The sequence below is a fragment of the Kineococcus rugosus genome (assembly GCF_050871975.1).
Taxonomy (GTDB): domain Bacteria; phylum Actinomycetota; class Actinomycetes; order Actinomycetales; family Kineococcaceae; genus Kineococcus.
Window position 1 is genome coordinate 1 of record NZ_JBJLSJ010000055.1, and the last position, 22,499, is coordinate 22,499.

A 22,499-nucleotide genomic window follows, 5' to 3' on the forward strand; every position below is an offset into this window, starting at 1 on the left:
CGGCAGCCGGGGGGCGTGCACGACCGGCCCGCCCCCGGGGGGGGGGCGCGGGGGGCCGCGCCGGCGCCCCCCCCCGGGGCGGTGCGCCTCAGTCGGTGCCGGCGACGACGGTGACGTCCCCGTCGACGTCGAGGCCGACGGTCTCGCGGCGCAGGTCGGCGGTGACGACCTGCTCCCCCGCGACGGTGCGCACCCGGACCCGCACCTCCTCCACGGGGACGACGTCCAGGCTGACGCGGGGGACCTCCTCGTGCAGCACGATGACGAGTTCCTCCTCACCGCGCGCGCCGCCGGGCTCCGCGAGCGTCCCGGCGTCGCCGTCGGTGACGGGCTCGTGCGTCACGACGAGCTGCTCGACCCGGACGGGCACCTCGACGGTGCGGGTGGTGGTCACGACGCGCTTGGAGAAGCGCACCCGTTCCACCGGGACCCGTTCGGTGCCGACGCGCAGCTGCTCGCCGCGCAGGACGACCTCGACGTCGGGCCCAGCGTCACCGGCCTCACCCACGGGGGCGGGTGCACCGGGGGAACTGCTGTCCATGCTGGGGTCCCTGACGTCGAGTCGGCCTGCGATCAGCTGCGGATCAGCGACGGTCGTCGCGACCGCGCGTGGCGTCGACCGTCGTGTCGGCGTCGACGTCGATGACCTCTTCGCGCACCGTGGCCTCGACGGTCTCCTCGCTGGTCACGGTCTCGGTGCCGAGCTGGACGCGCTCGACCGGCACGGTCTCCTTGGCGGCCACGGCGCGCTCCTCGGTGAGGACCACCTCGTGCTCCTCCTCGGTCAGGTCGCCGCCGGACAGGGCCGCCCCGCGGTTCGCCTCGGTGATCGGCTCGCGGGTGACCACGACCTCCTCGTGGGAGACCGGGACGGTCCGGGAGACGTTCTCGCTGGTGATGTACTTCCGCAGCCGCGCCCGGCCCGCCTCGCGGGTCTCGGTGCCGACGTGCAGCTCCTCCTTGGAGCGGGTCATCGCGTTGTCGGTGTCCGGGCCGGAGGTGTCGTGGCCCGCCGCGTGCCCGGTGCCGTGGGTGTGACCGGTCGTGAGGTCGCCGGTGCCGGTGGTGCCGGTCGTCGCGGTGCCGGTGGTGCCGGTGGTGGCGGTGCCGGTCACGTCGGTGCCGGTGAGCCCGGTCGTGGTGTCCGTGGTGGTGCCCGTGGTGGTGCCGGACGTGTCGGCGATGCCGTAGTAGCGGTACAGGTCGTCCTCGTCGGACTCGCTCAGCTCACGGCCCGGGTCGTGGTGGGGGGCGTCCTTGACCTTGCTCTTGTCGAACGGCACGGTCAGGACGTCGCCGGAGAGGCTGGCCGCGGACAGCGGCAGCAGGGAGACGTTGGAACCGAACAGACCCGTCTTGACCGACACCCACTCGGGCTGGCCGGTGCGGTTGTCCAGGAAGACCTCGTCGACCTTGCCGATCTTGTCGCCGTCGGAACCGGTGACGGTGGTGCCGAAGAGGGTGTCGGGCGTGAAGTCGTGCGCCATGGGGTGTTCCCTTCCGAGGTGCTCCGCGCGGCGGTCGCCGGCGGGTCGGACAGTTCAACGGCCCTCGGTCTGGACCAGTGCGTGTTCCGCCGGCCTCGTGGCCGGTGTGCCGAGTACGATGCTGGTCCCTCACGCGGCGGTCGCAACCTGAAAGCCGCCCTCGACGCGAACTGATCCCACACTCGTTGCGGGGCAACGTGATCAGTGACCAGATCAGCGTACGGGCGTCACTCCTCGCGCGACCAGGCCACCAGCGCGGGCACGACGCGCCCGGCGAAGTCGGCGTAGTCGTCGGGCGTGTTGTAGGCGTGCGCGGTGAGCCGGAGGAACCCCCGGCCGCCGAACGCCGTGAAGGCGGCCTCGACGTCGAACTGCGCCAGGACCCGGTCCCGGACCGCGTCGGTGCCGCCGGGGCCCAGGCCGAGGCGGCCCGGCAGCGCGAGGAGGCGGAACGGGCCGGCGGGGGTGCCGACGTCGACGCGGTGGTCCTGCCCGGTGCGGCGGGTGAGGGCGTCGGCGACGAGGTCGGCGCCCTGCGCGACGAGCGCGGCGGCGTCCCGGCGGACCGCGTCCCAGCCGACCTCCCGCTCCACGACGTCCAGCGCGTCGGGCGCCGCGAGCCAGCTCGTGAAGTCCAGCGTGCCCTGGGCGTCGAAACCCGTCGGGAAGGGTTTGCCCGCCCCCCAGGAGTCGATGAGCGGGTGCAGGTCGTCGCGCAGCGGGCCCCGGGCCACCAGCACCCCCGCACCGCGCGGCGCGCACCCGAACTTGTGCAGGTTCCCGACCCAGGCGTCGCAGTCCACCCCCGCCAGCGGGTCGGCCAGCAGGAGCGGGACGTGCGCGCCGTCGACCAGGAAGGGGATGCCGCGCGCGCGGGCCGCGGCGCCCACGAGGTCGACGGGCAGGAAGCGGGCCGTGGGGGACGTCACGTGGTCGACCACGGCCAGGACGGTGCGGTCGGAGAACTCCGCCGTGATCGCGTCCGCCGCCTCCCGCGGGCCGGCGGCGAGCGGGACGTGGGCGGTGCGGACGGTGCAGCCCCAGCGGCGGGCGAAGCGGTGCGCGCCCATCGTGACCGCGCCGTACCCGTGGTCGGTGACGACGACCTCGCCGCCGGGCGCGGCCCGCAGCGAGCCGTGGACGACGCTGGCCCCGGCGCTGGCGTTCGGCACGAACGCGAGGTCGTCCGCGGACACCCCCAGGTACGGGGCGACCCGGGCCCGGGCCGCGGCGATGCGTTGCGGCACACCGACGAACCACTTGACCGGGGACCCCTCCATGAGCCGCCGGTACTCCGCCTGCCGGTCCAGGGCGTACCGGGGGACGGCCCCGAAGGACCCGTGGTTGAGGTGGCGGACGTCGGCGTCCAGGCTCCAGGTGAGGCTCACGCCCCCATCCAACCCGCAGCCCGGACGGTCAGAGGCGCAGCAGGCCCGCGACGCGCAGGACGGCGGCGCCGGCCTCGTCGGAGGCGTCGAGGTCGACCTCGGCGACGATCCCCCAGTCGCGGTCGCCGGCCGGGTCCTCCAGGACCTGCCGCACGTACCAGTTCCGCGGCGAGCCCTTCGGTTCGGGGCCGGAGCCGTCGTCGACCTGGAGCAGGTGCGGGCCGCGGGCGTCCGGGCCGGTGCCGATCGACTCGTGCTCCTCGTAGTAGGCGTCGAGCTGGTCGGCCCAGGTGTCCTCGTCGGGGGACCCGTCGAGCTCGGCGAGGGCGGCGGGCCGGTCCAGGGCGCACAGCTCGACGAACCGGAACACCGCGTTGCGGACCAGGACCCGGAAGGCGCGGCGGTTCGCCGTGACCGGCGGCGCCTCCTCCTCCTGCGGCGCCACGACGTCCTCCACGTCGTCGACGTCCACGCCGTCGCGCAGCGCCTCCCACTCGGCCAGCAGCGAGGAGTCGGTCTGCCGCACGACCTCCCCGAGCCACTCGACGAGGTCGGTGAGCTCCTCGGTGCGGGCGTCGTCGGGCACGGTCTGCTTCAGCGCCTTGTAGGCGTCGGACAGGTACCGCAGGACCAGGCCCTCGGACCGGGCGAGCTGGTAGTGCTGGACGTAGTCGCCGAACGTCATGGCCCGCTCGTACATGTCGCGGACGACCGACTTGGGCCGCACCTCGTAGTCGGCGACCCACGGGTTCCCCGACCGGTACGTCTCGTAGGCCGCGCGCAGCTCCTCGGCCAGCGGCTGCGGCCACTCGACGTCCTCGAGCAGCTCCATGCGCTCCTCGTACTCGATGCCGTCGGCCTTCATGCGCTGCACGGCCTCGCCCTTGGCCTTGGACCGCTGGGCCAGCAGCACCTTCATCGGCTCGTCGAGCGTGGCCTCGATGACGGACACCACGTCGAGCGCGTACGTGGGGGACGCGGGGTCGAGCAGGTCGTCGACGACGGCGAGCGCGAACGGCGACAGCGGCTGGTTGAGCGCGAAGTCGAGCTGGAGGTCGGCGACGAGGCGGACCTGCCGGCCGTCGGGCAGCGGTGCGGGCAGCTTCTCCACGATCCCGGCGTCGAGCAGCGCGCGGAACAGCTCCACGGCCCGGCGGACGTGCTTGAGCTGGTTCTTGCGGGGTTCGTGGTTGTCCAGCAGCAGGTGCCGCATCGCCTCGACGGGGTTCCCGGGGCGCTGCAGGACGTTGAGCAGCATCGAGGTGGTGACGCGGAAGTGGGAGGTGAGCTGCTCGGGTTCGCCGCTGACGAGCTTGTCCATCGTCTGCTGGGACCAGGACACGAAACCCTCGGGCGCCTTGACCCGCTGGACGCGCTTCTGCTTCTTCGGGTCGTCCCCGGCCTTCGCGACGCGGCGGGCGTTCTCGACCTCGTGCTCGGGGGCCTGCACGACGACGGTCCCGGCGGTGTCGAAACCGGCGCGGCCGGCGCGGCCGGCGATCTGGTGGAACTCCCGGACGCGGTAGTGCCGGTTGCGGCGGCCGTCGAACTTCGTCAGCCCGCCGAACAGCACGGTGCGGATGGGCACGTTGATCCCGACGCCGAGGGTGTCGGTGCCGCAGATGACCTTCAGCAGCCCGGCCTGGGCGAGCGTCTCGACGAGGCGGCGGTACTTGGGCAGCATCCCGGCGTGGTGGACGCCGACGCCCATCCGCAGCAGCCGCGACAGGACCTTGCCGAACCCGGCGGCGAACCGGAACCCGCCGATCGCCTCGGCGATGGCGTCGCGCTGCTCGCGGGTGGCGATCTTCGCGCTGGTGAGGGCCTGGGCCTGCTCGACGGCCGCGGCCTGGGTGGCGTGGACGACGTAGACGGGCGCGCGGTCGGTCTGGAGCAGTTCCTCGACGGTCTCCTGCAGCGGTGTCGTCGCGTAGGAGTAGTGCAGCGGGACGGGTCGCTCCACGGACGTGACGAGGGCGGTGGCCCGCCCGGTGCGGCGGGTCAGGTCGTCGCGCAGGGCGGTGACGTCGCCGAGGGTCGCGGACATCAGCAGGAACTGCGCCTGCGGGAGCTCCACGAGGGGGACCTGCCAGGCCCAGCCGCGGTCGGGGTCGGCGTAGAAGTGGAACTCGTCCATGACGACCTGGCCGACGTCGGCGAAGGCCCCCGAGCGCAGCGCGAGGTTGGCGAGGACCTCGGCGGTGCAGCAGACGATCGGGGCGCCGGGGTTCACCGAGGCGTCGCCGGTCATCATCCCGACGTTGTGGGCGCCGAAGACCTCGATGAGGGCGAAGAACTTCTCGCTGACCAGGGCCTTCAGGGGCGCGGTGTAGAAGGAGCGGATCCCCGCCGCGAGCGCCGCGGCGTGCGCGCCGGCGGCGACGAGGGACTTGCCCGAGCCGGTGGGGGTGGCGAGGACGACGTTGGACCCGGAGACGACCTCCAGGAGGGCCTCCTCCTGGGCGGGGTACAGCGTGATGCCGCGGGAGGTCACCCAGGTGGTGAAGGCCTCCAGGACGGTGTCGGGGTCGGTGGCGGCGGCGCTGCCCGCGGTGGGGAGCAGGTCGGGGAGGGTGGGGTCGGTGATCGTCATGGCGGTCCCATGCTCCCACCGGTGGCCGGTGGGGGGCGGGTCGTCCCGACCGTGGTGCCGGACCCCCTCCCTGGGCCATCCTGGGCCCCGGTCCCGCGATCAGGAGGGGGTGAGCACCGTCGACGACGACCGCCTGTCGCGAGAGCACCACGTCCGGCGGCGCGCCGAGCAGGTGCGGGCCGACCTCGAGGGCCTGTGGGGGGACGAGCCGCCGCCGGGCCCGGACCCGGAGCTGACCTCGCTGGTGGACGCGCTGGCGCTGGACGACGACCACGGCCGGCGCGCGGGTCTGCTGGTTCAGGGGGACGCGATCCCGTTCCGCGCGCTGGTCCGGCTGCTGCTGACCAGTCCCGCGGGCGAGGCGGTGCTGCCGGAGCTGCCGCCGGAGCTGCGGGCGCGCGTCGACCTGGCCGCGGCGACGGCCGACCCGGACGCGCTGGTGACGCGGGTGGTGGACCGGGGGGTGCCGCCGACGCCGTCGGGGGCGTTCGCGCTGCACCTGGAGCCGGCGGTGGTGGACCTGGACGAGCGGGTCAGCGGGCTGCTGGGGTTCGCGGCCCGGCAGCAGCGGGTCACCTGGGAGGAGGTGCTGTCGGCGGTGCACCCGGACGACCGCGAGGACGTGCGGCGGGCCACGGCCGGGGCGCTGGAGCGGGCGTCGTCGCTGGGGTTGCGGTTCCGGGTGCTGCACGCGGACGGGTCGGTGCGCTGGCTGTCGACCGTGGGGCACGCCCTCACCGGGGAGGGGGGCCGGACGACGCGGCAGATCGTGGGGTTCACGACGCCCAGCCCGTGAGGGGCGGGGCGCGGCGCCGTCCGGGCCGGGTCAGGAGATGAGGCCGTCCTGGCGGGCGACGGCGGCCGCGGCGGCGGAGGAGCGGACGCCGTACTTGCGGCGGACCGAGGCGAGGTGCTGGGCGACGGTGTTGGGGGCCAGGCCGAGGCGTTCGGCGGCGACGGAGCCGGGGCAGCCGTCGGCGATCATCTGCAGGACCTCCTGCTCGCGGGCGGTGAGGGTCACGCGGGGCCGGCCGGGGGCCTGGGCGCGCTCGGCGGCCTCCAGGGCGCGGTAGCGGGCCTCGGACAGGAGGACGAAGCGGTTGCCGGCGGCGTCCTCGACGATCATGCGGCGGTCGCCGTCGGAGACGGTGCGCAGCACGTCGCTCCACCAGTCGTTCGGCACCCGCGCGCCGTCGCCGTCCACCAGTGCCGTGTCGCCGTGCTCCATGCGTCGCGCTCCTCAGCCGTTCTCTCGACGTGGTCCGCTCCCGGAGCGGGCCTCCGGGTCCTGACAGGGTTCGGGTGGTGGTCGTCCACCCTTGACCGGTCGGGGGTGGGAGCCACCCGACCGGATGAACCGTTCCACCCGCTCGTCGGCGTCCCCCAGGGGGGTCCGCCGCGGGGACCCGGTACGTGAGCCCTCACCGAGAATGCCACAGAGTGACTAGCTGGCGACTCTCCGTCGGCACCGGAGGCCCCAGAAGACCGTCAGCAGCAGCGCCGCCCACGCCACCCACGGCCCCACCTCCCGCCGGTACCCCAGCGTCACGGCCTCCACCGCCGGGCTCATCCCGTCCACCAGACCCGGCACGTACGCCACCGCCAGCAACGTCAGCCGCCCCACCAGGACACCCGTCCACGCCCCCGGCACCACCGCCAGCGCCAGCGGCCCCCACAGCAGCAGGTCGTACCAGGGCAGCTCGTACGCCGCCCCCAGCAGGTACCCCGCGGCCACCACCGCACCGGCCCCCGCCGCCCGCTGCAGCTCGTCACCGCGCACCAGGACCGGCCACCACAGCACCGCCACCACCGCCACCACCGCCACCATCCCCGGCAGCAGCACCCCCCGCGGCACCCCGGCGTCCACCAGCGGCCGCCAGATCGTCGCCAGCGACACGTACCGGCTCGCCGTCCGCGTCTGGTCGTACGCGTGCGGGCCCGCCCACAGGTGCGCCGGCACCAGCACCACCAGCGCCCCCACCGCGCCCCGCACCCACCAGCCGGGCCGCGCCCGGCGCGCGGCCAGCGCCGCCACCACGATCCCGACCCCCACCGCGCCGTACGGCAGCTTCGTGCCCACGGCCACCGCGAGCGCCACCCCCGCCCACCCCGGCCGGTCCCGGGCCAGCAGCAGCGCCGCCACCGCCGCCGCGCCCGCCAGCACGTCCGCGTGCGCGCCGCCCAGCCCCACCGTCAGCAGCAGCGGGTTCGCCGTCCACAGCACCGCGAACCGGGCCCGCGCCGCGTCCTCGCGCAGCACCCGGTGGGCCAGGACCGCCACCGCCGCCCACACCAGCAGCAGCAGCACCTGCCACGCCCACACCGTCGTCCGCACCGACGTGCCGCCGGCCAGCGACGACGCCGCCATCAGCAGCCCCCCGACCGGCCCGTACACCGACGTCGTCGACCGCCACGGGTCCCGCACCGCCGAGGCCACCGGGTCCGTCCCGCCCGCGAACGCGTCCGGCGCCTGGCTGTACGGGTCACCCCCCAGGGCCGCGATCCGGCCGTACGCCGCGTAGCTGAGGTGGTCGGCCGACCCCACCGGCGGCACCAGCGTCAGGACCAGCGCCGCGACCGCCGCCAGCAGCAGGGCCCGGCGCGGGCGCCAGCCGCGGTGCACCGCGCGGACCCCCGCCCCCAGCCCCACCCCGCCGGCCAGCACCGACACCGCCAGCAGGACCGTCACCAGCGCCGACCCCGGCCGCGCGCCCAGGTCGAGCGCCCCGAACCCCGCCCCCAGGTCCGGCACCGCCGCCGACGGCCCCAGGACCGCCACCACCGCCCAGCCCAGCACGCACACCGCGCCCGCGGCGACGGCCAGCCGGGCCGGGCGCACGGCCGGGCCGCCGGCGGTGCCCGCAGCGCGCAGCACCGTCACCGGGTGAGGCGGCGCAGCGCGTCCTGGACGCGGCGGCGGCCCAGCGCGCGGGCCACGTCGCGGAACTGCGCCGCCCGGTGCAGCTGCCCGCGCAGGTCCGCGCCCGTGACCCGGTGGTGCAGGTCGCAGGGCACCTCGCGGACCACGAAGCCCGCCCGCAGCAGGTCGATCGTCAGCGCCGTCTCCACGCCCCACCCCGGCGCCAGCGGCAGCGCCGCCTCGAACGCGGCCCGCGTCAGGCAGCGCATCCCCGACAGCGGCTGCTGCGGGGACCACCCCGCGGCCGCCAGGGTCCCCCGCCGGGACAGGCCCACCACGAACCCGCGACCACCCCCGGCGGTCGCCTGCCGCGGCAGCACCGCGATCGTCATGTCGGCCTCACCGGCCAGCACCGGCACCGTCAGCGGGGCCGTCGCCGCGGCGCTGGCCCCCAGGTCCGCGTCCACGAACAGCAGCGGCCGCGGCCGCACGCCCGCCCGCGGACGGGCCCGCTCCCACTGCGCCACGGCCTGCGCCCCGGTCGCCATCGCCGCCGCCTTGCCCCGGTTGCGGGGGTGCGCCACGACCACCGCCCCGGCGTCCCGCGCCGCCTTCGACGTCAGGTCCGAGGACCCGTCGTCCACCACGACGACCACGTCGACGACGTCCAGCGCAGCGGCCGCGCGCACGGTCGCGGCGATCCGCTCCTGCTCGTCCTTGGCCGGGATGACGACCGCGACGGTCGGGGACGGGAGCGGAGCAGGCACGGCGGCGACGCTAGCGCAGCCGCAGGCCCAGCACCGTGACGTCGTCGTCGACGGTCGGGTCCGGGCCGACCATCCGCTCGACCAGCAGGTCCACGATCTCCGCCGGTCCCCCCCGGGCCACCCCCCGGAAGTGCTCCAGGACCTCCGCCAGGCCCGTCGTCAGCGACCGCTCCCGCGTCTCCACCAGGCCGTCGGAGAACACCACGAGCGCGCTGCCGGGGGCCAGCCGCACGTCCAGCACGTCCGTGCGCGGGTCGCCCCCCACCCCGACCGGCACCCCCGGCGGCACGTCCAGGTAGTGCGGGCCGTCGTGGCAGGTCAGCGGGGGCAGGTGCCCGGCGCTGGCGGCCAGCAGCCGCCCGTCGCGGTGCAGCACGCCGTAGAAGATCGTGACGAGGTCGTCGCCGCCGCCGGCGCGGGCGACGGTGTCCAGGCCCCGCAGCACCGCGGTGGGGTGGGGGTCGACGAGGGCCAGGGTGCGGACCTGGGTGCGGACCTCGCCCATGACGGTCGCCGCCCGGGCCCCGCGGCCCATGACGTCGCCGAGCACGACGGCCACCCGGTCCCCGTCGAGGGGGACGATCTCGGCCCAGTCGCCGCCGACCTCGACGCCGGCGCTGGTCTGCGCGACGCGGTGGGTGCTCAGCCACTCCACCGGCGGCAGCGGTCCCGGCCGCAGGGCCTCGGCCAGGACGGTCGCGGTGTCGCGCTGCTGCTGGAGCAGCTGCATGCGGTCCAGCGCCCCGGCGACCTGCCGGGCGAAGGCCAGCAGGAAGTCCCGGTCGTCCTCCTCGTGCTCGCCGGAGTCGGTGAACCCGAGGGTCAGCGCGCCCAGCCGCCGGGTGCGGGAGTTCAGCGGCAGGACGGCCCACGACGTCTCCCCCAGCTCCATCGCCGCCTCGAAGTAGGGCCGCACGAACGCCGGCAGCGCGGCCACCCCCGCCGCGCCCACCGGGTACGCCCCGCGCTCGCCGGCGACGGACTCCAGGTCGTCCAGGGTGAGGTCGGTCAGGTCGCCGGTGCTGCGGGTGCCGTCGGCCAGCAGCCGGTGCACCTTCAGGCCCGTCTCGCCCTGCCCCTCGGCGACGGCCAGGGTGCCGCGGACGGCGCCGCCGTCCAGGCAGGCGCGCAGGACCGCGTCGAGCACCTGCGGGTACGTCGTGGCGATCGCGAGCGCCGCGGTGAGGGCGTTGAGGGTGCGGGTGCGGCTGCGCGCCCGGGCGCGCTCGGTGACGTCGTCCAGGGAGCCGACCCACTCCACGATGTGCGAGGCGGGGTCGGTGGGGTCGGCCAGCACGGGGACGGCGACGGCCGCGACGGTCCGCCACCCGCTCAGGCCGCGCACCCGCAGCCGGAACCGGGCCGAGGACCGTTCCCGCACGGACCGGTGGAAGGTCTCCAGCACGACGGGCAGGTCCTCGGGGTGCACGTCCTGCTGCCAGGCGCTGCCGCGGACGTCGGCGCGGCCGGTGAGCGCGGACCAGCCGGGCATGTCGCTGGTGATGCCCTCCCCGGGGCGGGCGGTGAAGACGTCGAGCGAGCCGGCCTCGGCGAGGGTGCGGTAGCGCAGGGCGGTGCGCCGGGCCTCGCGCAGCAGCCGGGCCCTCTCCAGCGCGAGGGCGCACTGCCCGGCGAGGGTGGCGGCGAAGACCTGCTCGTCGGCGTCGAGGGACCCCTCGCGGGCCAGGCCGAAGCGCAGGACCCCGACGAGGCGGTCGCGGGCCACCAGCGGGTACATGGCCCAGGAGTGCTCCCCGAGCTCCAGGACGCTGTCGTTGAGGCCGGGGCCCGGGCCCGGGGCGGGGCCGAAGCGGGCGGCGAGCTCGGCGCGGTCGCGCAGCAGGACGGGGCGCCGCGTGCGGGCGGCCTCGGCGCTGGGGGTGGCGGAGTCCAGCGGGACGGGGCGGCCGCGGCCGAGACCGGCGAGGTCGTCGTCGCGCGGGTCCTGGGGGACGAGCAGGGTGCCGGTCTCGTCGAGCAGCGCGATGCCGCAGGTGCTGGTGCGCAGGACGTCGCGGCCGGTGCGCAGGACGGCGGTGACGGCGTCCCGGACGTCGAGGGCGGCGGCGAGCTCGGCGGCGGTGCGGTGCAGCAGTCCCAGGAGCGGTGCGGCCGCGGGCACGTCCACGCCAGCAGCCTCCGGTCCGGGTCCACGACCTGGCCCCGTGCCCGATCGTGAACTGACCGTATCCGACTGAACGCGCCGGGTGTCCGATCACCGGGTCCCCGTCAGCTGAACGGGTGACGCGGCCCCGGCCCGGCGGGGGGAGGCGCAGGGGTCAGTGCGGGTGGTGCCGGGTGGGGCCCCCGAACGACGCCCACACCGTCCGGCTCAGGTCGTCCAGGTTCTCCACGACGCCCCACTCGTCGGCCAGGCCGTCGACGATGAACAGGCCCCGGCCGCCGGTGTCGCTCTCCCCCGCCGTCCGCCGCGCGACCGACCGCCCCGGCGACCCACCGTCGGTGACGGAGATCTCCACGTGCGGCTGCGCGGTGGGGATCACCTCGCACTGGACGTGGATCTCCCCGTCGCCCAGCGGCCGGGCGTGCCGGACGGCGTTCCCGACGATCTCGGAGAGCACGATCTCGATCTCAGCGGTCGCCATCTCGTCCAGACCGGCCCCGTCGAGCACCGAGCGCACCACGTGGCGCGCCCGGGGCACCGAGGCCGCGTCGTGGGCGAACGTCGCCCAGTGCGTGGCCGGTACCGGCCGCGCTCCCGTCGGCATGTGCACGTGTTCCCCTCCCACCCTGACCCAGCGGTGGGTACCCGGGCCCCGAGGAGGTCAAACCTCGCACCACCCGGACGGCCGGGCCGGCGGGGCGCCCGCGGTCAGCGGACGAACGGCTCCTGACCGCCGTCGGCGACCATCGCCAGCCCCGCCTCGGACCAGGCGGCCATCCCGCCGTCGACGTTCACCGCGTCGTAGCCGTTGCGCTGCAACCACTCGGCGGTGCGACGCGACCGGCCGCCGGACCGGCACACGATGTTCAGCTCCCCCTCGGGCAGCTCCTCGAGCCGCTGCGGGACCTGCCCCATCGGGATGTGCACGGCGGAGGGGATGTGCCCGGCCGCCCACTCGTCGTCCTCCCGGACGTCGATGATCACGGCGTCGGGGGCCAGGTCGGAGACCGCGACGGTGGGCAGGCCGTCGACGTCGAACGTGCGCGGGTCGCTCATGCGCCCGAGCCTACGCGCGCCCCCGCGGCCCCCCGCCCGCCCCGGCGGCGGGGCTAGCGTGGCTGCCCGTGCCCGACAGCCTCCGCGACATCGCCGTCTTCAGCGGCTCCGCCCACCCCGAGCTCGCGGCCGCCGTGGCCGCGGAGATGGGGGTCGAGCTGTCGCCGACGCGGGTGAGCCGGTTCTCCAACGACTGCCTCGAGGTGCAGCTGCGGGCCAGCTGCCGCCAGCGCGACGTGTTCGTCGTCCAGCCGCTCGTGCCGCCCGTGCAGGAGGCCCTCGTCGAGCTGCTGCTGATGGTCGACGCCGCCAAGCACGCCTCCGCGGGCCGCGTCACCGCCGTCGTCCCGCACTACGCCTACGCCCGCTCGGACAAGAAGGACGCCGGGCGCACCTCCATCGGCGGCCGCCTCGTCGCGGACCTGCTGGAGACCGCCGGCGCCGACCACGTGCTCGTCATGACGCTGCACTCCCCGCAGGTGCACGGGTTCTTCCGCGTCCCCGTCGACCACCTGCACGCGCTGAAGCAGCTCGCGACGCACTTCGAGGGCGAGGACCTGTCGAACGCCGTCGTCGTCTCCCCCGACCTGGGCAACGCCAAGCCCGCCGCCGCGTTCGCCCGGATGCTGGGCTGCGGCATCGCGACGGGCGCCAAGCAGCGCTTCCCCGACGACCGGGTCGTCATCGCGAACGTCATCGGCGACGTGACGGGCAAGGACGTCATCGTGCTGGACGACGAGATCGCCAAGGGCAGCACCGTCTTCGAGCTCACCGACCGGCTGCGGGAGCTGCGGGCGCGCAGCGTCCGCGTCGTGTGCACCCACGGCATCTTCGCCGGGGACGCCCTGGACCGGCTGCTCGCGCACCCCGACATCTCCGAGGTCGTCTGCACCGACACGGTGCCGCTGCGCGGCGGGCCGCGCGAGGGCCTGTCGGTGATCTCGGTGGCGCCCGCGCTGGCCGCGGCGATCCGGCACATCCACGCGGGCGAGTCGGTCAGCGCGCTGTTCGAGCACTGACCGGCCGCGGGCACCGGAGCCGGGTCGCAGGACACCGGTGACGCTCCGGGCCGCAGCACCGCAGGAGCCGTCAGCGGATCAGCCGCGCTTTCCCGGCTCCACGGTCACGGACGTCGCGGTCGTGCCGGTGTCGGGACGTCAGCTGGGTTCGCCTCGGGAGCCCACGTGGTGCCTGGTGCACGGAAATGCTGCGCCGTGGCCGACGAAGGCGGCCACCAGGTCCTGAGGGGTGTCGCCGACGTCGTCGGCGACGACCACTCGCCCCCTTCCACGCCCCGGGACGGCGCGCTCCGCACGATCGGGCGGGCACCAGGCGGGCCACGGGCTCACCGGCGCGGGCGACCACCACGCCCTCACCCCGCCCGACCGGCTCAGGCGGCCAGCTCCACCGGCAGCTCCCGCGCGTGCAGCACCACCATCGCGCTGACGGCCCGCGTCAGGCTCACGTACAGCCGCCGCAGCCCGGTCCGCGCGTCGGGCTCGCCGTCGACGATCGCGGCGGGCTCGACGACGACGACGCGGTCGAACTCCAGGCCCTTCACCAGCCCGGCCGGGACGAGGGAGACCCGCTGCTGGTGGACGTCGGGCTCGTCGAGCCGGGAGAAGCCCACGCCGGCCGCGGTGAGCGCGGCGGCGGTGGCCTCCACCGCGTCCGCGGCGACGACGACCCCGACGGACCCCGGCACGTCCAGCATCCCCGCGGTGACGGCGGCGGCGCGGGCGATCGGGTCGGCGACCCCGGCGACCTCCAGCAGCCCGGGGTCCTCGCGCACCGACCGGGGCACCGACAGGTCCGGGGCGATGGCCGGCAGGAGCCGGGCGGCGTAGTCGATGACCGCGGAGGGGACGCGGAAACCCCGGTCCAGGACCTCCAGGGACCCGCCGGGCTTGCCCAGGTGGCCCAGCACGTCGTCCCAGCTGCGCGCCGACCACGGCGTGGTGCCCTGGGCGATGTCCCCCAGGACGGTGGCGGCGCCGGTCGTGCAGCGGCGGCCGACGGCGCGCAGCTGCATGGCCGACAGGTCCTGCGCCTCGTCGAGCACGACGTGCGCGCGCGACGGCGTGCGCTGCAGCTGGTCGCGGACCTCGTCGAGCAGCACCGCGTCGGCCGCCGTCCACCGCGCCGCACCCGCCGTGCGCGGCGGGCTGGGCCACAGCAGCAGGTCGCGCTCGGCGTCGGTGAGCACGTCCGGCGAGCAGGCGGTGAGGAACTCCCGGTCCGACAGCAGCCGGTGCAGGACCTTCGCCGCGTCCTGGGCGGGCATGAGCGCCTTCACGGCCCGCTTCACCTCGGGGCTGCGGGCCACGGCGTCCTGCACGACGTCGTCCGGGGAGTCCCCGGCGGCCTCGAGCAGCTGCAGGACGGCGTGCGCGAGGCGCTGCGGCAGCAGGTTCCGCGCCGCCTCGTAGCGGACCCCGCGGGTGGTGAGCTCGTCGAGGACGTCCCGCACGACGTACCCGGGGACCCGCCAGCGCCGCGCGCCGCGCGTCACGACGACGGCACCGGACTCCAGGACCCGCGCGGGGTCCCCGACGGCGGACCAGACGGCGCGGCGGACGACCTCGGCCATCCGCCCGTCGCCCTTGAGGGTCGCGACGTCGGCGGGTTCGGTGCCGCGGACCCGCACCTCCTTCCGGCCCTCGACGGCGGCGGTGAGGAGCTCGTCGACGGTGCGCTGCTCGACCTCGACCTCGCCGAGGGCGGGCAGGACGGCGGAGATGTGCGACAGGAACGCCCGGTTGGGGCCGATGACGAGGACGCCCTGCCGGGTGAGGCGCTCGCGGTGGGCGTAGAGCAGCCACGCCGCGCGGTGCAGCCCGACGGCCGTCTTCCCGGTGCCCGGGGCCCCCTGCACGCACACGGTGGTCTGCGCGTCGGCGCGCACGAGGGCGTCCTGCTCGGGCTGGATGGTGGCGACGATGTCGCGCATCGGCCCGGACCGGGGGCGCTCGATCTCGCGGGCCAGGATGGCGCTGGAGGTGTCGGCCTCGTCGCGGTCGACGAGGTGCTCGTCCTCGTACGCGGTCAGCCGCCCCTCCTCGACCCCGAACCGGCGCCGCAGGACGACCCCGGCGCGGTCGTCGCGGGTGGCGCGGTAGAAGCCGCGGGAGACGTCGGCGCGCCAGTCGATGACGACGGGGTCACCGGCGGAGTCGGTGACGTGGCGGCGGCCGATGTGCAGCGACTGGCCGTCGTCGTGGTCGGTGCGGCCGAAGAACAGGGTGCTGGACGGGTCGTCGACGAGGCTGGCGGCGCGGCGGTGCAGCGTCCAGGCGAGGGCCTCGTCGGCGACGGCGTCGCCGCCGTCGGGGACGAGGGACAGGGTGTGCTCGCGCATGCGGGCGAGTTCGGCGCGGGCGTGGTCGAGGTGGGCCTGCTCGGCGGTCAGGACGTGGTCGGGTGCGGACACGGTTCCTCCGGGGTTTCGGCGGTCGATTCTGCCGGAACCGGTGCAGGACAACAACGTTGCGATCACCGGGCCACCCGCGGGACGATGTCCGCGGCGACGGCGCGCGAACTCCCGGGCGACGCGAACCGCTCAACGTACTCCCGGCGGTGAGGACCTGTCACCCCCTGCGCGTCGCCCCGGGGGAACCACCGGGCGGCACGGAGCGTCCCACCCTCCGTGACCGCACGCAGGACCGTCCGACGCAGCGCCCGAGCCGGTGCCGCCGCTCTCGCGGCGGTGGGCCTGGCCGTCCTCGGCGGCTGCGGCGACCAGCAGGCAGGAGGACCGGGCATGACCAGCAGCAGCAGCCCGTCGGGGTCGGTCTCGGCGAGCCCGGCGGACGGTGCGCTCACCGTGGTGGTGGACGACGGGAACGGCTCGACCCGCACCTGGCAGCTGACCTGCTCGGCCGGCGGCGCCGGCGGCGACCACCCCGACGCCGAGAACGCCTGCGCCGCCATCGCCGCCGCCCGCGACCCGTGGGCGCCCGTCCCGGCCGACATGGCCTGCACGATGGTCTACGGCGGTCCGCAGACGGCCACCGTCACCGGCACCTGGGGAGGCGTCGCCGTCGACGCCCGGTTCGCCCGGAACGACGGCTGCGAGATCGCCCGCTGGGACCGGCTCGCGCCCCTCCTGCAGCCCGGCACGCCCGTGAGCGCGTCCCGCGGCGCGGTCTGACGCGGAACCCGGGGGAACCCCGACCAATCCGCGCGGCCCGCGGCACCGAACACCCGGCGTCCGATCACGACGACGTGACACCACGCGTCGAACGCCGGCGTCGACGTGCGACGCCCCGAGCCGAAGGCCGCCCATGTTCAAGAAGGCACTGCTCGTCGACATGATCAACCGGAGTTCGGAGACCCCCGCGGACCGCAGGAACTTCCTGCGCGGCATGGGTCTGCTCTCCGCCGGCGCCGTCGGCGCCGGCCTGGTGGGGACCGCCGCGGCCGCCCCCGCCACCGCCGCCACCGCCGCCCCCAGCGAGGGCAGCGTGCTGAACTTCGCCCTGAACCTGGAGTACCTGGAGGCGGAGTTCTACTGCTACGCGGCCTACGGCCACGGCCTCGCGGACGCCCTCGCCACCGGGACGGGGCGACAGGGCGGTGTCACCGGCGGGCACCGGGTGCCGTTCAAGTCCAAGGCGATGCGCTACTACGCCGAGGAGATCGCCAACGACGAGATCGCCCACGTGAAGTTCCTGCGCAAGGCGCTGGGGAACGCGGCGGTCTCCCGCCCGGCCATCGACCTGCAGGACTCGTTCACCGCGGCGGCCGTCGCGGCGGGCGTCATCGAGCAGGGCCAGACGTTCGACCCGTTCTCCTCCGAGGCGTTCTTCCTGCTCGGCGCGTTCCTGTTCGAGGACGTCGGGGTCACCGCCTACAAGGGCGCCGCGCCGCTCATCTCCACCCCCGCCTACCTCGAGGCCGCCGCCGGGATCCTCGCCGTCGAGGCGTACCACTCGGGGATCGTGCGGACCCTGCTGTACGAGAACGGGCTGAGCGCGCCCACGAACCTCATCTCCGACGCCCGCGACGCCCTCGACGGTTCCGGTGCGGACAAGGACCAGGGCATCACCGTCGGCTCGGGCGGGCGGGCGAACCTCGTCGCCGCCGACGAGAACGCCATCGCGTTCAGCCGCAGCCCGCAGGAGGTCCTCAACATCGTCTACCTGACCCCGGGTTCCGGCGTCAGCAAGGGCGGGTTCTACCCCGCCGGTCTCAACGGCGAGATCGCCACCAGCTGAAACCCGGAGGAGAACACCGATGAAGAAGACGCTCGTCACCACCGCCGCCGCCGCCCTGCTCGTGGGGCTGGCGACCGCCCCCGCCCAGGCCGCACCGGGTTTCGCGTTCGACCAGCGCATCTCCGGTCCCGACCGCTTCGCCACGGCCGTCGCCGCCTCGAAGCTCCTCGAACCCGCCGACGGGAACGCCACCGACGTGGTCGTCGTCAACGGGTACGCCACCGTCGACGGCCTCACCGCCGCCTACCTCGCCGGGCTGAGGTCGGCGCCGATCCTCTACACCGACACCGGTGCGGTGCCCGCCGTGACGGCCGCGGAGATCGACCGCCTCGGCGTCAGCGACGTGTGGATCGTCGGCGGGACCGACCGGGTCCCGCAGGCCCAGCAGGACGCCTGGGCCGCGGCCGGCAAGACGGTGCACCGCATCGCCGGTGCCGACCGGTACCAGACGGCGGCGCTGGTCGCCACGGCCGACGAGTCCGGCGACGCCCCGGAGCAGGTGTTCATCGCCACCGGCACCGGCACCGCCGACGCGCTGGCGGCGGGACCGGTCGCGTGGGCGCGGAACTACCCGGTGCTGCTCACCGAGCCCGGGGCGGTCCCGGCGGCCACGGCCGACGCCCTCGCGAAGCTGGGGACGACGAACCGCGTCGTCCTCGGGAACGCCGTCACCGAGGCCGTCTACGGCCAGGTCGCCGCGACCCAGCGGCTGGCCGGGGCCGACCGCCAGGAGACGGCCGCGAAGATCGCCGACGACGCGATCGCGACGGAGAACTTCGACAGCCAGAGCGTCGCGCTGGTCGGCGGCACGGACGCCACGGCGGCCGACGCCCTGGCCGCGGCGCCCGTCGCGGGCGCCGGCGGGGTCCCGCTGCTGTTCACCGGTTTCGACGGCGGTCTCGGCGACCGCACCTCGGCGTACCTGACCGCCCACCGCGCCGACTACGTCGGCGCCGGCGACGGCTGGGTGTTCGGCGGGGAGCCGTCGGTCCCGCAGCGCACCGTGGACGCCGCCACCGCCCTGGTCCAGTGACCGGATGACCGGCTGACCGGGTGACCCGCGGGCCGCGTCCCTGACCGTCCGGTCAGGCGGCGTGGCCCGCCGGGGCGTCGCGCCGGGCCCGGTGCTCGTGCAGGTCCACGACCTGCGCGTGCTCACCGGCGGCCCGGGCGGCCTCGGCGCGGGCGGCGTCGAGCACCAGGTCGGTCGCGTCCCCGAAGCGGGCGCCACGCGGGGCGACGAGCAGGTGCTCGTCGCCCCTCCCCTCGCGCGCGGCCCGGCCCCCGGCGGCCGTGAGCAGGATCAGCACGGCGCCCACCAGACCCGTGAAGCCCACCACGATCCCCACCACGATGTCCATCTCGTCCCCCTCACCCGCTCCGCGAACCCGACTCCACGAGCATCGGGCCGGGCGGGGGTGGAGCGCATCGTGCCGGGGGGTGAACCCGGGCCTCATCCCGCGGGCGGAACCTCAGCCGGCGAAGTGGTCCCGGGCGACGACCGCGACGTCGGGGGCGTCGGTGAAGATCCCGTCGATGCCGGTCGCGAAGAGCTGCTGCGCGTAGTCCAGGACGTTCCCCCAGTCGGCCGGGTCGTCCCCGACGCGGAACTCCTCGGGCAGGAACTGGTTCTCCGGGCGCAGCGTGTACGGCACCACCTGCAGCCCGGCGGCGTGCGCGTCGTCCACCAGGTCGGTCGTCAGCTGCCCGAGGGCGGGGCCGATCTGGTTGACGTACCGGGCCAGGTCGCGCAGCGAGGACGGGATGAGCAGGTCGGCGTACTGGCGGGGGTCCCCGGCGGCGACGAGGTCGGCGGGCGCCCCCTCGGCCGAGGTGAGGAACACGGTGGGCGTGCGCAGCCCGTACCGGGTGCGCAGCTCGACCAGGTTGGTCAGCTCGAACGACTGCACCACGACGGGGGCGCCGGCGGAGTTCAGGCCGTGCGCGGCGAGGGTCGCGACGACGGACGCCTCGACGTCGAACCCGAGGGACCGGAAGTAGCTGGAGTGCTTGATCTCCGGGACGATCCCGACGGTCCGGCCCAGCTCGGCGGACAGCCGCTCGCGGGTCGCGAGCGCCTCGTCGAACGTGGGCACCTGCCACAGGCCGTCGAAGACCGTGTTGCGCCGGCGCAGCTCCGGCAGCCGCTCCACGGCCCGCAGGGTGCGCAGCTCGGCGAGGGTGAAGTCCTCGGTGAACCAGCCGTCGTACTCGACGTCGTCGATGACCTTGGTGGCGCGGCGGTCGGCGAACTCGGGGTGCTCGGCGACGTCCGTGGTCCCGGAGATCTCCGGCTCGTGCCGGCAGACCAGCACGCCGTCCTTGGTGGGGACCAGGTCGGGCTCGACGACCTCGGCGCCGATCCGGGCGGCGAGCTCCCAGGAGGCGACGGTGTGCTCGGGCCGGTAGGCGCTGGCGCCGCGGTGCCCGACGACGAACGGGGTGGGCCAGCCGTGGTCCCCGGAGGCCGCGGCGGCGGTGGCCGCGGCGACGGTGTCGGCGGAGGCGGAGGCCCGGGCGGGCGCCAGCGGCAGCGCGGCCAGCACACCGGCGCCGAGGCCGGTGGCGGTCAGCACCGTGCGGCGCGAGGGACGGAGGTCGACGGTGTCCTGGTTCACGTCCGCAGTGAACCGCTGGTCACGACCGCCCGTCGAGGAACGTCACAGCGAACACCTGGAGAACTCACTTCAGGAGCCGGGACAGCCGCCGGTCCGCGAGCGTCCGCCCACCCGTCTGGCACGTCGCGCAGTACTGCATCGACCGGTCGGCGAACGACACCTCCCGCACCACGTCCCCGCACTCCGGGCACGGCTGGCCGGTGCGGCCGTGCACGCGCATCCCGGCGCGCTTGGCGTCCTTCAGCTCCTTCGCGGGCTTGCCGCCGGCCGCGGCGACGGCCGCGCGCAGCGTCTCGCGCAGCGCCTCGTGCAGCCGCCGCACGTCCTCGTCGGGCAGCGCGCCGGCCAGCGCGTACGGCGACAGCTTCGCGACGTGCAGCACCTCGTCGGAGTAGGCGTTGCCGACGCCGGCCAGCACGGACTGCTCGCGCAGCAGCCCCTTGACCTGCTGGCGCGAGCCCGCCAGCAGCGCCCGGAACGCGTCGAGGTCGAAGGCGTCGTCCAGGGGGTCCGGGCCGAGGGAGGCGATCGCGGGGACCTGCGCGACGTCGCGGACGACGTGCACGGCGAGGCGCTTCTGGGTCCCGGCCTCGGTGAGGTCGAAACCGGGCGGGGCGCCGGGGTCGTCGTCGCCGTCGGGGGCGAACCGCACCCGCAGCGCCACCGGGTTCTTCCCCCCGGGCCGCAGCGGGGTCCTCGGCAGCGCGTCCGACCACCGCAGCCACCCGGCGCGCGACAGGTGGACCACCAGGTGCAGGCCGTCGACGTCGAGGTCGAGCCACTTGCCGTGCCGCGCGACCCCGGCGACGAGGAGGCCCTGCAGCGCGGTGGGGGGCGGGTCGAAGGTCTTCAGGACGTTCAGGGCGCCCACCTCGACCCCCGCGACGACGCGACCGACCGCGCGCTCGCGCAGGAACGCGGCGAGCCCTTCGACCTCGGGGAGCTCCGGCACGGGCCCCAGTCTGGATCACCCGGTGCTCCCGAACCACTTCTTCGGCCGTCCGAAAGGCAGTGCTGGAGCTGTCGCGGCCGGTCCCCGCCGTGGTCGCATGGTCCGCTCCCGCCCGCCCCACCCCGAGAGGAACCCGTGGACCTCACCGTCCTCGCGGCCAGCTTCCTGCCCATCCTGCTGCTGGAACTGCCCGACAAGACGTTCGTCGCGACGCTCGTGCTGGCGACCCGCTTCAAGCCCCTGACGGCGTGGGCGGGGGTGGCGCTGGCGTTCGCCGTGCAGTGCCTCATCGCCGTCGTGGCCGGCCGGTTGCTGGCGCAGCTGCCGGACCGGCCGGTCGCCGCGGCCGCCGCCGTCCTGTTCGCGGTGGGGGCGTTCACCCTCTTCCGGGGCGCGGCGAGGGCGAAGCAGGCCGAGGAGGAGGCCCTGGAGGAGTACCAGCAGAAGGTGAAGGGCGGGGCGTCGGGCTGGCGCGCCGTGCTGGCCTGCTTCGGGGTGGTCTTCCTGGCCGAGTGGGGTGACCTGTCGCAGCTGTTCACCGCGGGCCTGGCGGCCCGGTACGACGACCCGGTGTCGGTGTTCGCGGGGGCGTGGGCGGCGCTGCTGGTGGTGTCCGGGCTGGCGGCGGCCGCCGGGGCGACGATCGTGCGCAAGCTCAGCGTGGCGGCGGTGAGCCGCATCGGCGGGGTCGTGTGCGCGGTGCTGGCGGTCCTCACGGCCCTGGAGGCGGCCGGTCTCGACCTGCCCGTGTGAGGCCCGGGACCGGGCGCGGGGCGGGCGCGTGCGGACAACCGGGGGACCGAGTGATTGACTGTGCGTCACGCATTGATGACTGTGCTGACATGCGCGATGGTGGGGACGCCGTGGAGAGGCCGCGGCGGGCTGGTGCGGGGGAGGTCGAGGACCGTTGTTCCAGGTGGTCCTCCCACCCAGCCCCCGCTCGGTGGGGGTCGCGCGCTGGCTCATCGCCGAGTGGTGCGCCCCCTGGGTGGCCTCCGCCGAGATCCTCGAGGACACCGTCGAGGCGGCGCTGCTGCTGGCCAGCGAGGTCGTCACGAACGCCGTCGTCCACGGCGACGGGATGGTGCAGCTCGCCGTCAGCCGCGTCAACGGCGCCTCCCTGCGGGTCGAAGTCTCCGACGACGGCGGCGGGATGCCGCTGGTCGGCGCCCAGCGCGCCGACGCCGAGAGCGGCCGCGGGATGGCGATGGTGGAGCTGATGTCCACCCGCTGGGGCACCGACCTCGCCGTCGGGCCCCTCGGCAAGACCGTCTGGTTCGAGCTGTCGAACGACTCCGTCCAGGCCTAGGTGTACTGACCACTGAGGTTGGTGACGCGGGAGGCGGGCGGTAGCCCGCCGAGGGCGGTGTGGTGGCGGTGATGGTTGTAGACGTGCAGCCAGCCGGGCAAGGCCTGGCGGCGTTCAGTCTCTGAGGC

Annotated in this window: 22 protein-coding genes; 7 read left to right on the plus strand and 15 right to left on the minus strand. The window is 75.5% G+C overall.

The annotated features are described in order from the left end of the window. Positions 1-88: 88 nt before the first annotated feature. The 4 genes from ACRYM6_RS21740 to ACRYM6_RS21755 form a co-directional block, all read right to left on the minus strand. A complete protein-coding gene (locus tag ACRYM6_RS21740; protein WP_432544971.1) occupies positions 89-541 on the minus strand; it encodes a DUF2382 domain-containing protein in 453 nt (150 codons plus the stop codon). Between the two features lie 43 nt (positions 542-584). Then, positions 585-1,487: a DUF2382 domain-containing protein gene (locus tag ACRYM6_RS21745; protein ID WP_432544972.1), complete on the minus strand. Its 903-nt coding sequence runs from the start codon at positions 1,485-1,487 to the stop codon at positions 585-587. A gap of 227 nt (positions 1,488-1,714) precedes the next feature. Next, entirely contained in the window at positions 1,715-2,875 is a 1,161-nt protein-coding gene (locus tag ACRYM6_RS21750; protein ID WP_432544973.1) for an aminotransferase class V-fold PLP-dependent enzyme, read from the minus strand. 28 nt (positions 2,876-2,903) lie between these two features. Further along, complete coding sequence (locus ACRYM6_RS21755; protein WP_432544991.1) at positions 2,904-5,438, minus strand: DEAD/DEAH box helicase; 2,535 nt, start codon at positions 5,436-5,438, stop codon at positions 2,904-2,906. 139 nt (positions 5,439-5,577) lie between these two features. Here ACRYM6_RS21755 and ACRYM6_RS21760 point away from each other — a divergent pair, with 139 nt between their 5' ends. Next, the gene (locus ACRYM6_RS21760) at positions 5,578-6,264 is read left to right on the plus strand and encodes a PAS domain-containing protein (RefSeq protein ID WP_432544974.1); all 687 of its coding nucleotides are present in this window, start codon (positions 5,578-5,580) and stop codon (positions 6,262-6,264) included. Positions 6,265-6,294: 30 nt separating this feature from the next. Here ACRYM6_RS21760 and ACRYM6_RS21765 read toward each other — a convergent pair whose 3' ends face one another. The 6 genes from ACRYM6_RS21765 to ACRYM6_RS21790 form a co-directional block, all read right to left on the minus strand. Then, positions 6,295-6,696, minus strand: coding sequence for a helix-turn-helix transcriptional regulator (locus tag ACRYM6_RS21765; protein WP_432544975.1), 402 nt, complete (start codon positions 6,694-6,696; stop codon positions 6,295-6,297). A 216-nt stretch (positions 6,697-6,912) separates the two neighbouring features. Continuing rightward, entirely contained in the window at positions 6,913-8,349 is a 1,437-nt protein-coding gene (locus tag ACRYM6_RS21770) for a glycosyltransferase 87 family protein (RefSeq protein WP_432544976.1), read from the minus strand. Further along, on the minus strand, positions 8,346-9,095 hold the full coding sequence (locus ACRYM6_RS21775; RefSeq protein ID WP_432544977.1) for a glycosyltransferase: 750 nt from the start codon (positions 9,093-9,095) through the stop codon (positions 8,346-8,348). The genes ACRYM6_RS21770 and ACRYM6_RS21775 overlap by 4 nt, the downstream gene beginning before the upstream one ends. A gap of 10 nt (positions 9,096-9,105) precedes the next feature. Next, positions 9,106-11,223, minus strand: a complete 2,118-nt coding sequence (locus ACRYM6_RS21780; RefSeq protein WP_432544978.1) for a SpoIIE family protein phosphatase — start codon at positions 11,221-11,223, stop codon at positions 9,106-9,108. A gap of 151 nt (positions 11,224-11,374) precedes the next feature. After that, positions 11,375-11,824, minus strand: coding sequence for an ATP-binding protein (locus ACRYM6_RS21785; protein WP_432544979.1), 450 nt, complete (start codon positions 11,822-11,824; stop codon positions 11,375-11,377). A gap of 104 nt (positions 11,825-11,928) precedes the next feature. Further along, on the minus strand, positions 11,929-12,276 hold the full coding sequence (locus ACRYM6_RS21790; RefSeq protein WP_432544980.1) for a rhodanese-like domain-containing protein: 348 nt from the start codon (positions 12,274-12,276) through the stop codon (positions 11,929-11,931). Between the two features lie 68 nt (positions 12,277-12,344). On the opposite strand from ACRYM6_RS21790, the gene ACRYM6_RS21795 reads away from it, so the two are divergent. Continuing rightward, positions 12,345-13,295 carry a ribose-phosphate diphosphokinase gene (locus ACRYM6_RS21795; RefSeq protein WP_432544981.1) on the plus strand — a complete coding sequence of 317 codons (951 nt, stop codon included), beginning with the start codon at positions 12,345-12,347 and terminating at the stop codon, positions 13,293-13,295. 371 nt (positions 13,296-13,666) lie between these two features. Here ACRYM6_RS21795 and ACRYM6_RS21800 read toward each other — a convergent pair whose 3' ends face one another. Then, positions 13,667-15,706, minus strand: a complete 2,040-nt coding sequence (locus tag ACRYM6_RS21800; RefSeq protein ID WP_432544982.1) for a HelD family protein — start codon at positions 15,704-15,706, stop codon at positions 13,667-13,669. A gap of 330 nt (positions 15,707-16,036) precedes the next feature. Here ACRYM6_RS21800 and ACRYM6_RS21805 point away from each other — a divergent pair, with 330 nt between their 5' ends. The 3 genes from ACRYM6_RS21805 (at position 16,037) to ACRYM6_RS21815 (ending at position 18,525) form a co-directional block, all read left to right on the plus strand. Then, a complete protein-coding gene (locus ACRYM6_RS21805) occupies positions 16,037-16,426 on the plus strand; it encodes an SSI family serine proteinase inhibitor (protein ID WP_432544983.1) in 390 nt (129 codons plus the stop codon). A gap of 133 nt (positions 16,427-16,559) precedes the next feature. Further along, positions 16,560-17,492, plus strand: a complete 933-nt coding sequence (locus ACRYM6_RS21810) for a ferritin-like domain-containing protein (RefSeq protein ID WP_432544984.1) — start codon at positions 16,560-16,562, stop codon at positions 17,490-17,492. A gap of 19 nt (positions 17,493-17,511) precedes the next feature. After that, complete coding sequence (locus ACRYM6_RS21815) at positions 17,512-18,525, plus strand: cell wall-binding repeat-containing protein (protein WP_432544985.1); 1,014 nt, start codon at positions 17,512-17,514, stop codon at positions 18,523-18,525. Positions 18,526-18,577: 52 nt separating this feature from the next. Here the strand turns inward: ACRYM6_RS21815 and ACRYM6_RS21820 are convergent, their stop codons facing one another. From ACRYM6_RS21820 to ACRYM6_RS21830, 3 genes are all read right to left on the minus strand, one after another. Then, a complete protein-coding gene (locus ACRYM6_RS21820) occupies positions 18,578-18,853 on the minus strand; it encodes a hypothetical protein (protein WP_432544986.1) in 276 nt (91 codons plus the stop codon). Positions 18,854-18,964: 111 nt separating this feature from the next. After that, positions 18,965-20,110: a glycerophosphodiester phosphodiesterase family protein gene (locus ACRYM6_RS21825; protein WP_432544987.1), complete on the minus strand. Its 1,146-nt coding sequence runs from the start codon at positions 20,108-20,110 to the stop codon at positions 18,965-18,967. A 64-nt stretch (positions 20,111-20,174) separates the two neighbouring features. Further along, positions 20,175-21,062, minus strand: a complete 888-nt coding sequence (locus ACRYM6_RS21830; protein WP_432544988.1) for an Fpg/Nei family DNA glycosylase — start codon at positions 21,060-21,062, stop codon at positions 20,175-20,177. A gap of 135 nt (positions 21,063-21,197) precedes the next feature. Between ACRYM6_RS21830 and ACRYM6_RS21835 the strand changes: the two genes are divergently transcribed. Continuing rightward, positions 21,198-21,815: a TMEM165/GDT1 family protein gene (locus tag ACRYM6_RS21835; RefSeq protein WP_432544989.1), complete on the plus strand. Its 618-nt coding sequence runs from the start codon at positions 21,198-21,200 to the stop codon at positions 21,813-21,815. 163 nt (positions 21,816-21,978) lie between these two features. After that, complete coding sequence (locus ACRYM6_RS21840; RefSeq protein ID WP_432544990.1) at positions 21,979-22,371, plus strand: ATP-binding protein; 393 nt, start codon at positions 21,979-21,981, stop codon at positions 22,369-22,371. Here the strand turns inward: ACRYM6_RS21840 and ACRYM6_RS21845 are convergent. Beyond that, positions 22,368-22,499 (minus strand): integrase core domain-containing protein (locus ACRYM6_RS21845; RefSeq protein ID WP_432544992.1); only part of this gene is annotated, 132 nt, incomplete at its 5' end. The genes ACRYM6_RS21840 and ACRYM6_RS21845 overlap by 4 nt on opposite strands.

Coding starts and splice junctions, on each gene's coding strand:
- ACRYM6_RS21740 (WP_432544971.1), bottom strand. CDS start 541: ATGGACAGCAGTTCCCCCGGTGCACCCGCCCCCGTGGGTGAGGCCGGT.
- ACRYM6_RS21745 (WP_432544972.1), bottom strand. CDS start 1,487: ATGGCGCACGACTTCACGCCCGACACCCTCTTCGGCACCACCGTCACC.
- ACRYM6_RS21765 (WP_432544975.1), bottom strand. CDS start 6,696: ATGGAGCACGGCGACACGGCACTGGTGGACGGCGACGGCGCGCGGGTG.
- ACRYM6_RS21785 (WP_432544979.1), bottom strand. CDS start 11,824: ATGCCGACGGGAGCGCGGCCGGTACCGGCCACGCACTGGGCGACGTTC.
- ACRYM6_RS21790 (WP_432544980.1), bottom strand. CDS start 12,276: ATGAGCGACCCGCGCACGTTCGACGTCGACGGCCTGCCCACCGTCGCG.
- ACRYM6_RS21805 (WP_432544983.1), top strand. CDS start 16,037: ATGACCAGCAGCAGCAGCCCGTCGGGGTCGGTCTCGGCGAGCCCGGCG.
- ACRYM6_RS21810 (WP_432544984.1), top strand. CDS start 16,560: ATGTTCAAGAAGGCACTGCTCGTCGACATGATCAACCGGAGTTCGGAG.
- ACRYM6_RS21815 (WP_432544985.1), top strand. CDS start 17,512: ATGAAGAAGACGCTCGTCACCACCGCCGCCGCCGCCCTGCTCGTGGGG.
- ACRYM6_RS21820 (WP_432544986.1), bottom strand. CDS start 18,853: ATGGACATCGTGGTGGGGATCGTGGTGGGCTTCACGGGTCTGGTGGGC.